The organism is Candidatus Planktophila dulcis, assembly GCF_002288225.1.
Taxonomy (GTDB): domain Bacteria; phylum Actinomycetota; class Actinomycetes; order Nanopelagicales; family Nanopelagicaceae; genus Planktophila; species Planktophila dulcis.
Window position 1 is genome coordinate 942,711 of record NZ_CP016777.1, and the last position, 12,130, is coordinate 954,840.

General features: G+C 48.8%; 12 protein-coding genes and 3 tRNA genes. 7 read left to right on the forward strand and 8 right to left on the reverse strand.

Annotated features, from left to right (window positions below):
- Positions 1-61 precede the first annotated feature (61 nt).
- Positions 62-135 (forward strand) — tRNA-Arg (locus tag A1sIIA65_RS04785).
- Between the two features lie 74 nt (positions 136-209).
- Here A1sIIA65_RS04785 and A1sIIA65_RS04790 read toward each other — a convergent pair.
- From A1sIIA65_RS04790 to pstC, 4 genes are all read right to left on the reverse strand, one after another.
- Positions 210-1,358 carry a substrate-binding domain-containing protein gene (locus A1sIIA65_RS04790; protein WP_095676429.1) on the reverse strand — a complete coding sequence of 383 codons (1,149 nt, stop codon included), beginning with the start codon at positions 1,356-1,358 and terminating at the stop codon, positions 210-212.
- A 128-nt stretch (positions 1,359-1,486) separates the two neighbouring features.
- Positions 1,487-2,383, reverse strand: a complete 897-nt coding sequence (gene pstB, locus A1sIIA65_RS04795; RefSeq protein ID WP_223298024.1) for a phosphate ABC transporter ATP-binding protein PstB — start codon at positions 2,381-2,383, stop codon at positions 1,487-1,489.
- Between the two features lie 4 nt (positions 2,384-2,387).
- On the reverse strand, positions 2,388-3,428 hold the full coding sequence (gene pstA / locus A1sIIA65_RS04800; protein WP_223298510.1) for a phosphate ABC transporter permease PstA: 1,041 nt from the start codon (positions 3,426-3,428) through the stop codon (positions 2,388-2,390).
- 2 nt (positions 3,429-3,430) lie between these two features.
- Positions 3,431-4,420 (reverse strand): phosphate ABC transporter permease subunit PstC, encoded by a 990-nt coding sequence (pstC, locus tag A1sIIA65_RS04805; protein WP_095676431.1) that lies wholly within the window; start codon positions 4,418-4,420, stop codon positions 3,431-3,433.
- Positions 4,421-4,529: 109 nt separating this feature from the next.
- On the opposite strand from pstC, the gene orn reads away from it, so the two are divergent.
- The 4 genes from orn to A1sIIA65_RS04825 all read left to right on the forward strand — a co-directional run bounded on the left by orn (position 4,530) and on the right by A1sIIA65_RS04825 (position 7,091).
- Positions 4,530-5,114: an oligoribonuclease gene (gene orn, locus A1sIIA65_RS04810; protein WP_095676432.1), complete on the forward strand. Its 585-nt coding sequence runs from the start codon at positions 4,530-4,532 to the stop codon at positions 5,112-5,114.
- Between the two features lie 22 nt (positions 5,115-5,136).
- Positions 5,137-5,212, forward strand: a tRNA-His gene (locus A1sIIA65_RS04815).
- 51 nt (positions 5,213-5,263) lie between these two features.
- Positions 5,264-5,749: an inorganic diphosphatase gene (locus tag A1sIIA65_RS04820; protein ID WP_095676433.1), complete on the forward strand. Its 486-nt coding sequence runs from the start codon at positions 5,264-5,266 to the stop codon at positions 5,747-5,749.
- 4 nt (positions 5,750-5,753) lie between these two features.
- A complete protein-coding gene (locus A1sIIA65_RS04825) occupies positions 5,754-7,091 on the forward strand; it encodes a serine hydroxymethyltransferase (protein ID WP_095676434.1) in 1,338 nt (445 codons plus the stop codon).
- On the opposite strand, the gene A1sIIA65_RS04830 is transcribed toward A1sIIA65_RS04825, so the two are convergent.
- On the reverse strand, positions 7,084-7,749 hold the full coding sequence (locus A1sIIA65_RS04830) for an HNH endonuclease family protein (RefSeq protein WP_095676435.1): 666 nt from the start codon (positions 7,747-7,749) through the stop codon (positions 7,084-7,086). The genes A1sIIA65_RS04825 and A1sIIA65_RS04830 overlap by 8 nt on opposite strands.
- Positions 7,750-7,838: 89 nt before the next feature.
- On the opposite strand from A1sIIA65_RS04830, the gene A1sIIA65_RS04835 reads away from it, so the two are divergent.
- Positions 7,839-7,911, forward strand: a tRNA-Lys gene (locus A1sIIA65_RS04835).
- Between the two features lie 9 nt (positions 7,912-7,920).
- Here the strand turns inward: A1sIIA65_RS04835 and A1sIIA65_RS04840 are convergent.
- The gene (locus A1sIIA65_RS04840) at positions 7,921-8,520 is read right to left on the reverse strand and encodes a trimeric intracellular cation channel family protein (protein ID WP_095676436.1); all 600 of its coding nucleotides are present in this window, start codon (positions 8,518-8,520) and stop codon (positions 7,921-7,923) included.
- A gap of 118 nt (positions 8,521-8,638) precedes the next feature.
- Between A1sIIA65_RS04840 and A1sIIA65_RS04845 the strand changes: the two genes are divergently transcribed.
- Entirely contained in the window at positions 8,639-10,309 is a 1,671-nt protein-coding gene (locus A1sIIA65_RS04845; RefSeq protein WP_095676437.1) for a glycoside hydrolase family 13 protein, read from the forward strand.
- A gap of 5 nt (positions 10,310-10,314) precedes the next feature.
- On the opposite strand, the gene A1sIIA65_RS04850 is transcribed toward A1sIIA65_RS04845, so the two are convergent.
- On the reverse strand, positions 10,315-10,719 hold the full coding sequence (locus A1sIIA65_RS04850; protein ID WP_095676438.1) for an FKBP-type peptidyl-prolyl cis-trans isomerase: 405 nt from the start codon (positions 10,717-10,719) through the stop codon (positions 10,315-10,317).
- A gap of 76 nt (positions 10,720-10,795) precedes the next feature.
- Positions 10,796-12,124, reverse strand: coding sequence for an argininosuccinate synthase (gene argG / locus A1sIIA65_RS04855; protein ID WP_095676439.1), 1,329 nt, complete (start codon positions 12,122-12,124; stop codon positions 10,796-10,798).
- Between the last annotated feature and the right edge of the window lie 6 nt (positions 12,125-12,130).

A 12,130-nucleotide genomic window follows, 5' to 3' on the forward strand; every position in this document is an offset into this window, starting at 1 on the left:
CGAGACTCTACCCGTCAATGCTTCGGTAGACTTACTCCGCAAACACAGATGTTCTTCACACGTGCCCGTAGCTCAGTCGGATAGAGCAACCGCCTTCTAAGCGGTAGGTCGCTGGTTCGATTCCAGCCGGGCACACACATAAAAAGCCTGACAATAAAAAAACTGGATGGGCCGCCGAAGCGGACCACCCAGTTTCTCTTTTTTAAGGGTTACTGATTCATCTTTGCAAGCTGTGCCTTCGCCTTATCGAGGAAGGTACCTGAGATGACTACGAATCCAAGCTTTGGATCCGCTCCAGAACATGCTGGTGAAACGATGTACTCAGCGAGCTGCTTTACAGCTGCTCCACGAGTCTTATCTGCATATTGTGACTCAATCAACATGTAAGAGATGATTCCGAGTGTGTACGCACCAGCAACCTTTGTGTTGTAGTCGTACTTCACGATTCCGTTAGCATCTTGTGATGCTTCGCCCAAGAATGCTGATGTAGCAACTGAATCTGGGAATGTGAAGCTTCCAGATGCGTTACCGACATATGCAGAACGAAGTCCGTAAGCATCGCCCCAGTTCTTCTCAGCGTATGTGATTGAGTACTTTGTCTTTGCAGCAAGTGTTGCTACACCTTGTGACTGGTTAGCGCCAACAATGCGGCCGATGTTTCCAGTTGCATTGATGTTGCCTGGGAACGCTGTTGTGAAAGCGTTATTTCCTGCCTTCGACCATACAGTTGGAGCAACAGCGTTCATCCATGCTGTGAAGTTACCTGATGTTCCCGATCCGTCTGAGCGGAAGATTACTTTGATTGGCTGGTTGGGAAGTGTGTAGATAACTGACTTAGTACCGGAACGAAGGACTACTGGCTTTCCACTTGCGTCCTTGAGGGCGTTTCCTTGTGCATCCTTCTTGTAGACAACTGATGCGACTGAACGGTTGTTATCCGCAACGATTGCTGGATCATTCCAACGAGTGATTTCTCCCGCAAAAATCTTTGCAACAGTTGTTGCTGAAAGATAGACATCCTTCTTCGCTGGAAGGTTTACTAGTACTGCAATTGGTGCAGCCACGACTGGAGCGTGGAATACTGTTGAACGCTTTGTTGCAGCGGTGTGTGGAGTATCTGAGAACCAGAAATCACCAATCTTTGCATCTGAGTTCTTCTGGCCTGTTCCTGAACCTGTTGATGTGTAAACATATGAGTGGCTTGATGCCTTAGCAAAGCCAGCTTTGCAAGCTTGTAGAAGTGGATCTACGAATGAAGCTCCAGAACCCTGGAGATCTACTGCGTGAGCAGGTGTTGCTGAGGAGATTGCAATAAGGCCTGCAATTACAAGCGCCTTTGCCTTCTTTGAAAATGTCATTTTTTACCCTTCGAGATGTCTAAGTAAGTAGCCCTTACATCTGGAAAAGTAACGAAAATGGATGTCTAAATGCCCACCTTTAGGTAAACGATTGGAAACACCAAAGTGAACAGATGAAGACGCAGGGTTTAGCCGAAACGCCCTGTTACGTAATCTTCTGTGCGCTTATCTTGAGGTGCAGAGAAGATGCGGCTGGTCGGTGCTGCCTCAATCATCTCTCCTGGGCCGCCATCAGAGAGGAAGAAGGCGGTGTAGTCAGAGACGCGCGCTGCCTGCTGCATATTGTGAGTCACAATCACGATGGTCATGGTCTTAGCAAGGTCTGCAATGGTCTCTTCAATTCTAAATGTTGAACCTGGGTCAAGTGCTGAACATGGCTCATCCATAAGAAGCACTTGTGGCTCAACTGCAAGTGATCGAGCGATACATAGACGCTGCTGCTGTCCACCTGACAGCGCACCACCATGTTCTCCAAGACGATCCTTAACCTCGTTCCAAAGACCTGCACGGGTGAGGCATGACTCAAGGAGCTCATCTGTATTGCTCTTCTTGATCTGAGCCAACTTAAGGCCTGAGAGAACGTTCTCACCGATGGTCATTGATGGGAATGGGTTTGGCTTCTGAAAGACCATTCCCACGCGAAGACGAATCTTGGTGACATCTGTTCCTGGTGAGTAAATATCTTTTCCATCGAGAAGTACTTCTCCTGCCATGGCAGCTGTTGGAATGAACTCATGCATGCGATTGAGTGTGCGCAAGAATGTTGACTTACCGCACCCTGATGGTCCAATGAGCGCAGTCACTGTTCCTGCTGCGAAATCAAGGGTGACATCTGAGAGAACATGCTTCTTACCAAACCATGCGTGCACGCCACGGGTCTCAAGACCTGTGCCGAGCAATGCGGTGCCTGGCTGTGACTGCGTGCGAGCGGATGCAACACTGGCTAGTGATGCTGGCTTTGTCTTTGATGTTGTCATATTGCTCTCATCTTTCTCATTGTTGTTCAAGTCGCTTGTGTTAGTCATGGTCTTACCCAACCTTTCTTCCGCTTAAGTAGCGTGCTAATCCAAAGAGAATGAAGATGAAACTGAGTAAGACCAACATACCTGCCCAGGCGCGAGCAAATGCTTCATCAGTTCCGCCCGTTAGGAATGCCTTCCAGATGTAATAAGGAAGGGAACCCATCGCACCTTGGGTTGGGTTGAGGTTCAGTGCATCTCCTCCGCCGCTGACAAGAAGCAGTGGCGCAGTTTCTCCGATGATGCGAGCGACGCCCAGAATGATTGCGGTGACAAGCCCGCTCTTGGCCGCAGGTAGAACTACCCCAGCCACTGTGCGCCATTGGGTTCCACCTAGAGCAACTCCAGCTTCACGAAGTTCATTAGGAATAAGGTGAAGCATTTCTTCGGCGGTACGAGCAATGGTTGGAATCATCAGGATTGTTAGGGCCAGAGAACCCATAAGTCCTGAGAGTTCTTTCGTTACTGGGTAGATCAAGCTTGAAAGAATAAAGAGGCCAGCGACGATTGAAGGAACACCTGACATCGCTTGTACCAGGAACTTGATCGGACGGGTAAGTGAGCCGCGAATTTCAGTCAGATAGAGAGCGGTCAATACACCGATTGGGAAGCTGAAGATGAGAGCGCCGCCCACCATCAAGATTGTTCCGACTAACGCATGAAGTAATCCACCATTTGCGATGGGGTCATTGACCGATGCCAAAGCCATATCTTTGGTGAGAATTCCCCAGTGCAAGCCTTTGTAACCTTTTGCAAAAACAGTTACCACAATACTTACTATCGGAATCAACGTAATCACAATCGCCATTACCGTAAGCACCTGCAACAAGGAATCCTTAGCTGCCGCGCTACCGCGTTGTAAATAATGAAAAGAAAAACTAAGAATTAGTAGCGATATAAATAGAGAGATAAAGAAGCCAAGCTTGCCGCTTAAACCTGTGAATTCAACTGAAAGGCCCGCAAGTCCAAAAGCAGCAACAATAACGAGTACATTCTCAATGCGATTCTTCGCAGTAGGCTGCCATGGCTTGCGAGGTGTTGGAATTGTCATTGTCATCGCCCCTTGCCTCCAAAGCGGTTGATTAAGAAATCCGCTGTCGCATTCACTAGAAGTGTGAGCAAGAAGAGAATGAGGCCCGCTGCCATCAGGGCATCGACTTCATAAGGGCCAGCTTCACCAAACTTAAGCAGAATGAGTGACGCTACGTTCCCACCAGCCCCAAAGAGCACCTGCCAATTTACCTGATAGACAACATTGAGAACCGTGTAGACCGCAACAGTTTCACCCATCGCGCGACCCAAGCCAAGCATTGCGCCACCAATGATGCCGCCACGTCCAAATGGAATAACGACTGCCTTAATCATGGCTAACTTCGTCGCACCAAGTGCATAGGCTGCTTGAATGCGATCTAAAGGTGTTTGATCAAAGATTTCTCGCGAAATCGATGTGACAATTGGAATAATCATGATTGCAAGTACTAATCCTGCAATAAATGGTGAGCGCTCAAAGATTGGCACTGGAACATCGAAAATCGGAATAAAACTTAGGTACTTATTTACTAATTTCGCCCAGTATTCAGCTGACGACATAAAGACTATAAATCCCCAGAAACCGAAGAGGAGTGATGGAAATGCTGCCATCAAATCGATGACAGAGATTAGGAATTTCTTGACGCGACCATCGGCATAAAACGTTAAGTACAAAGCACTGAGCACCGAAATTGGTACACCGACAACAATTGCAATAAGCGCACACAGCATCGTGCCGATGAGCATTGCACCGATTCCAAACTTGGATTCAACAATGTTGCCAGTTTCATCAGTGACGACTTCCCAAGCAGAGCCGGTTATGAATCCAAGCTTCTCATCAATAAGGATGTGCACACCTTTGATAGAAAGGAAGAGTGCAATCAAACCGAGAATGACAAGTGATGCCATTCCACCGACTGTGACAATGGTGCGGAACACCTGATCCGAAAGTCGAGGCTTTGTCGTGATCTCGCGTGCTTCTGGAATCACCTTTACTGGAGCGTCAATTGACATGAGGGCATCCTTCAGTCTGTCGGCATAAATTGAAAGTGGATTTAGTGAACAGAAGGTGAACGAAGGCTGAATTATCGCCTTGGGCGCTAAAACCTCTATCGTGCACCCCATGGCTACCGAACTCCCCCACCTGATTTGGATCGATTGTGAGATGACGGGCTTAGACCTTGCAACCGATGCCCTGGTGGAGATTGCCGTCCTTGTCACCGACTCAGAACTAAACGTCATCGGTGAAGGCGTTGATGTCGTTATTCATGCAACCGAAGGCCAACTCGCATCGATGAATGACTTTGTTCGCGAAATGCACACAGCCTCAGGTTTGATTACTGAGATCCCCAAGGGCATCACGATGTCTCAAGCTGAAGAACAGATACTTACCTATCTGCAATCTGCAGGAGTAGAGGCAGGCAAATCTCCTTTAGCTGGTAATTCAGTATCGGTTGATCGCAACTTCATCGCTCGCGATATGAGCGCACTCAATGGCTACCTTCACTACCGCACCATCGATGTCTCATCGATTAAAGAGCTAGCCCGTCGTTGGTATCCCAAGACCTACTTTGCCGCCCCTGCCAAGACTGGCAACCACCGCGCACTCGGAGATATCCGTGACTCCATCGCTGAATTGGCCTATTACCGAGCGGCTCTCTTCATCAATAGCGATAACAATTCGACCACTACAGAGTCGAACGGGTAAAGTAACCCCTGCACAGCACATGGTGGGCGTAGCTCAGCTGGTAGAGCACTCGGTTGTGGTCCGAGATGTCGCGGGTTCGAGCCCCGTCGTTCACCCCAAGTCTTTCACTCATTACTTTCCTACCTATTTATAGAGAGAGTCGGTTTCATATGATCTTCGACGTAGTTGTTGAAATCCCAGCAGGCTCACGCAATAAGTATGAAATCCATCATGAGACTGGTGAGATTCGCCTAGACCGCATGCTCTTTACCGCAACGCGCTTTCCCCATGACTACGGCTTTGTGAAGAACACTCTCTCTAATGATGGCGATCCACTTGATGCTCTCATCATGCTTGATGAACCGACATTTCCTGGCTGCGTTGTCTCATGCCGCGTTATCGGAATGTTTCGCATGACAGATGAAAAAGGCGGCGATGACAAGCTCCTCTGCGTTGCAGCAGGAGATATCCGCAAGAACAATCTCAAAGATCTCTCTGATGTTCCATCCTATGAGCTCGATGAAATCAAGCACTTCTTTGAGGTCTACAAGACTTTGGAGCCAGGTAAGGAAGTACATGGCGGAGAGTGGGTTGGCCACGATGCTGCCGAACTTGAAATCAACGCATCATATGAACGCTTCAAAAGTCATAAGTAAGTAAATGACACAGTCTCTTAAGACTCAGAGTTGGGCAACCCCGGCATCACAAGAGCTCATCACTCGTATTGCATCGCAAGTAGATAACAAGTCGGCATCTGATGTGCAGGGCTGGATTGAAGAGCTAGCGCAAGAGAACCATCGCCTTCACGATATTGAAGGAATCAATCTCAATCCCGCCACAAATATTCTCAATCCTCGCGCAGAGAAGATGCTGGCATCAGGTATGAGCTCACGGGCATCCCTAGGACATCCTGGTGATAAATATGAAACTGGCCTTGGCGCTATCGAGCAGATTGAAATCATCACACAAGAGTTAGCCTGTGAAGTATTTGGGTCAACCTATGCAGAGTTTCGTGTTCCATCTGGTGCTATTGCAAACCTCTATGCATTTATGGCAAATACAGAACCGGGAGACACGATCATCGCTCCCCCAGCAACTATCGGTGGACATGTCACTCACCATAAAGGTGGCTCTGCTGGTCTCTACAGACTCAACACAATCTCAGCACCTGTTGATGAGACCGGCTACACCATCGATATCGATGCTTTAAGAAAACTGGCTATTGATGTAAAGCCGGCGATGATTACAGTCGGTGGATCTCTTAATCTCTTTCACCACCCGATTGCTAAGGTGCGCGAGATTGCAGATGAAGTCGGTGCAAAAGTTCTCTTTGATGCAGCCCACCTCTGCGGAATGATCGCTGGAAAGGTCTGGCCACAGCCTCTTGTTGAAGGTGCACACCTGATGACCTTCTCTACCTATAAGTCACTTGGTGGTCCTGCAGGTGGACTGATTGTCACCAATGATGATGCCATCGCACAGAAGTTAGATGCCATCGCATATCCAGGTCTTACCGCGAACTTCGATGCTGCAAAGACGGCAGCTCTTGGCATCACCTTGCAAGATTGGAAGACAGTAGGACCTGCCTATGCGCAGATGATGGTCAAAACATCACAAGCACTGGCGCAGAATCTACAAAGCCGTGGTGTCAATATTTATGCAGCCGATAAAGGCTTTACGACCTCTCACCAATTCGCAATCATTGCAGCCCCCTATGGCGGCGGACAGCGAGCAGCACAGCGCATGGGTCAAGCAGGCCTTCTTGCATGCGGAATCGGTTTACCGATAGCAGCAGTGGAAGGTGACCTCAACGGCCTACGTATTGGAACCCCTGAGATCGTGCGCCTTGGTATGAAGGTTGAGCATATGGATGCGCTTGCTGATTTCATTGCACGATCACTTGATGTAAACGTTGACTCACAGTCAGTAAAGAGTGAAGTGACGCAGTGGCGTAAGCAATTTGGCGGTGTTCACTACACCGTAGATCTTCCTAACTAACAGGAACTTTCTGAGTTGGGCACTTTGCCAAGATAGAGAGCATCGCAGCTTTCTCAGGTGGCACAACCCATAACGAATACTTAGCCTTGACCGCAATCTGCTGAGCAACATAAACACATCTAAAACTCTTGAGCGGTGGCAGCCATGTTGCAGCATCGCCATCGCCCTTCTGTGAATTCAAGCGACCTTTGACAGCAAAGAGGTTGAGTGGATCATTAGCGAGCGCCTTGCGTTGCTCTGCTGTTAACTTGAATGCTCCTGTCTGCCAGGCATTGGATAGCGCCACCACATGATCTATCTGCACCTCCATGCTGGTGATATTTCCTCGAAGAAAATTGATGCTCTCCCCTGAATAGCGGTCTAGCAAAGTGCCAGAGAGAACAACGCAATTACGAGTTTTAGCTTTATAGGTAAGAGATGTTAAATCTCGCTTCAAGATATCGTTTCGGGTATCGCACCCATTGCGGTCAACATCGGCCCATGCCTGCCCGAATTGATCACGGGTATATCCAGTCTTTGGTGCGCGCCCCTTTACAGGCAAAGTCTCAAGGGCGGCTATAGCAAGGCCTGGCTGCTCTGCAGCCGTTGTTGCCGTCGGGGAAAGCCCAAGAGCCATCGCAGCAATAACTGTGGCTATCCGTATTTCCCAGCGAGACATCTCACTATCTTCGCCCTAGATACGTGGTTATACAAGGCGCGCCTCGCTGGTAGGGTCTGCTCTGCATTTAAGTGTTTACGCACTTAAATGGGTTGTTAGCTCAGTTGGTAGAGCAAGGCACTCTTAATGCCTGGGTCGGGGGTTCGAGTCCCTCACAACCCACTTAGTGGACTACTTACTGAATTTTGGTAAGTGCAGATCAAAGTGAATTGAAACCACGCGCGTCAGGATTACTACTGCTCCCCCGACAATCGCGCAGATATTGTCCCCAAAGCTAAATTGGTGAAGTGCCACAAAGGTAATGGCGCCCATCATCGCTGAAGTTCCGATTGTTTCGCGATGGAGAAGCACGGGCTCAAGCTGGCAGAGAACATCTCGCAAGAGTCCACCAGTTACTGCTGTGATAACGCCCAGCAGAATCGCTGCAAACCAGGTGACATCCATTTCGAATGAAAGCTGGGTCCCCGACATCGTTGCAACGGCTAGACCAAATGTGTCCATGATGAGCAACGTCTTACCCACATGAGTCACTCGTCTAAATACCAAGGTGATTACAACTGCTGCGATGATGCTGGTGATAATCCATGGATCAATAATCCAGATGGGGCGAAGTCCTAAGAAGATATTTCGAAGAGTTCCACCTGAGACAGATGCAATGCCAGCAATAAATGCGATGCCGCCGTAATCAAGACCTTTATCTGCTGCGACCCTTGCGCCAACGAGTGCGAAGACGAAGGTGGAGAGCAGATCCAGGATATGCAGCAGAGTCATGGGTACAGGGTAGAGATATTTGGGCATCCCTGCACAAAACTGCAAATTCATTTCATTTACATCACAATATGCGTGTTTAGGTATCGCCAATACCTGCCTCTTCCGTAGAGTTCCGCGCATGTCAAAGACCACGAAGAAGAGTTCAGGCCTGAGTACCGATAAGAATTGGTGGCGCCAAGCTGCCATCTATCAGATCTATCCACGCAGCTTCGCCGATTCAAATGGCGATGGCATTGGAGATATCAAGGGAATCACTTCACGTATTCCATATCTGAAGTCTCTTGCAATCGATGCGGTCTGGCTCAGCCCCTTCTATCCATCAGCGCTAGCCGATGGTGGTTATGACGTTGATGATTACCGCAATGTTGATCCCAAGCTTGGAACTCTTGCTGACTTTGACGAGATGTTGGCCGGCCTTCACAAGCAAGGCATCCGTGTATTTGTAGATATCGTTCCAAACCACTCATCAAATTTGCACGAATGGTTTAAGGAAGCAATCGATGCAAAACCAGGATCCAAGGCGCGCGAGCGTTACATCTTCCGCGATGGTAAGGGTGCAAATGGCGAACTCCCACCATCAGACTGGGTTTCACACTTCGCCCCATCTTCATGGACACACGAATCAACATTTGGTGGAAAGAACAATCAGTGGTTCCTTCACTGGTTTGCACCCGAACAACCAGACTTCAACTGGGAAAATCGTGAAGTTCAGAAAGATTTCCTTAAGACTCTTAAGTTCTGGTCAGATCGCGGCGTCGACGGATTCCGTATCGATGTGGCACATGGTCTTGCTAAAGATCTCTCAGAGCCATTTCGCAGTATGCCTGTGCACGAAGGTTTGGAACAGCGCGGCAATAAGGGCAAGGGTATTTGGGGCGATCGCAACGAAGTCTTTGCTATCTATAAGGAGTGGCGCAAGGTATTTAATCAATACGACCCACCACGTGTTGCAGTTGCTGAAGCCTATGTTCACCCTGAGCGTCTTCCACTCTATGCAAGCACAAAGACTTTAGGTCAGTGCTTTGACTTTCGCTTTATCGAAACTCCCTTTGAGGCAGCTGCTTACAAGGCAGCAACGAAGGAAGCAATTGATCTTGCCAAGAAGAATAAGTCTTCCTGCACATGGACTCTGTCTAACCATGACCAGATTCGCCATGCAACGAAGATGGGGCTCAACCCAGCAGTTGAGCGTCGCGATTGGATGCTCTCAAACGGCACATCTCATCCGATTGATATGAAGTCAGGCACTCAGAACGCACTTGCTGCAACGCTCTATATCTTGGGCCTTCCAGGCTCTACCTATATGTATCAAGGTGAAGAGCTGGGCTTGCATGAAGTAACTGATATTCCTGAAAAAGATATCCAGGACCCTCAATACCTACGTAATTTAAAGGTTGATAAGGGTCGCGATGGTTGCCGTGTACCACTGCCATGGACATCATCTGGTTCATCATTTGGCTTTGGTTCAGGTGGAGCTCACCTGCCACAGCCGAAGTGGTTTGCTGATTACTCAGTAGAAGTTGAGGAGAAAGATTCTCTCTCACCACTATCCATCTATCGCAAGGCTCTCAAGCTCCGCAGCGAGCTACAGACCAAGGAAGATATCAAGTGGCATAAGACAAAAGATATCTCCGTGCTGCATTACTCACGTCCTAATGGATGGCACTGCATCACTAACTTCCGCGGACATGCTTATCCAATGCCAAAGGGTGAAATCCTCATTGCATCATCACCGCTGGTGAATGGTCGCATTACTGCAGGTACTACGGTCTGGTTTAAGAAGAAGTAACTTCTTTAAGCAACGCCGATAATATCGACTGCAAAGATCAAAGTTTCATCAGGGCCGATAGGTCCTGCTCCTGCTGAGCCATAACCCATTGATGGTGGCAAGATCAGAAGACGTCGTCCACCTTCCTTGGCTCCCGGTAGACCTTTCTGCCATCCCTCAACAACTTGAGCTAGTGGAAATGTTGCAGGTTGTCCGCTCCATGAAGATTCAATGATCTTTCCTGTCGACCAAGCCATCAGTGTGTAATGCACAGTCAACGTTGATGTGGGAAGAACTTCAGCACCAGTGCCCACAATGACATCTGTGAAGGAGAGCTCTGCAGGTGGTGTGCCTTCAGGCTTTGAAATTGTTGGCGCTTGTCCTGCTACTGCTGAAACAACGGGTAGAACTGTTGCACTTGTTCCTGACATTTTCATTCCTCCGAGAATTGTGATGGCAATGAGAGCTACGGCAAAGATGCCTGCGAGAATTTTGCGTGTGAGTATATTAATTTTCTAGCTCCTTAATCAGGTTGAAATCTCCGCCACCGAGCTGGCCTTGATCGCGATACATCTCAAGCTTTGCGCGAGTATCTGCAATATCGAGATTACGCATAGTCAGCTGCCCAATACGGTCTGTTGGACCAAAAGCAGCGTCTTCTGTGCGCTCCATAGATAACTTATCTGGGTGATAGCTCAAAGCTGGCCCTGTTGTATTGATTACGGAGTAATCATCACCGCGACGAAGGCGCAGTGTTACCTCACCTGTGACAGCAGATGCCACCCAACGAGTAAGTGATTCGCGCAGCATGAGCGATTGTGGATCTAACCAACGACCCTCATAGAGAAGACGTCCTAAGCGGCGGCCTTCAGCGTGATAGTTAGCAATAGTGTCTTCATTATGGATAGCTGAGATAAGTCGCTCATAGGCGATAAAGAGGAGTGCCATCCCTGGTGCTTCATAGATTCCGCGAGACTTCGCTTCAATGATGCGGTTCTCAATCTGATCTGCCATACCAAGACCGTGGCGGCCACCGATCTTATTTGCCTCATCCATCAAGGCAACAACATCAGAGAAGTCTTTACCGTTGATAGCAACGGGGCGACCTTGAACAAATTGGATTTTCACATCTTCTGATGCGATTGCAACGCTTGCATCCCAGAACTTCACACCCATAATCGGTGTGACAAGCTCAACGGATGCATCAAGGTTTTCAAGATCTTTCGCCTCATGTGTTGCACCCAAGATGTTGGCATCTGTGGAATATGCCTTCTCAACGCTATCGCGATAGGGAAGCTTGTTGGCAACCAACCACTCTGACATCTCTTTGCGCCCACCGAGCTCGCGCACGAAATCTGCGTCTAACCATGGCTTATAGATACGAAGGTTGGGATTGGCAAGAAGTCCATAGCGATAGAAGCGCTCGATGTCATTGCCCTTATAGGTAGAACCATCGCCCCAGATCTCAACCTTGTCATGGAGCATGGCACGAACAAGTAGCGTTCCGGTTACCGCGCGTCCAAGTGGTGTGGTGTTGAAGTACTGCTTGCCACCTGCGCGAATATGAAATGCTCCGCATGCAATGGCGGCAAGTCCTTCTTCAACCAGTGGAGTCTTGCAATCAACAAGACGTGAAATCTCAGCGCCATACTCTTTTGCGCGCACAGGCACTGAATCAATATCTGGCTCATCGTATTGGCCAAGGTCTGCTGTGTAGGTGCAAGGAATAGCTCCCTTTGCACGCATCCATGCGACAGCTACCGATGTATCGAGACCGCCAGAGAAGGCGATACCGACCTTTTCGCCAACAGGAAGGGATGCAAGGACCTTAGACATAGTGCG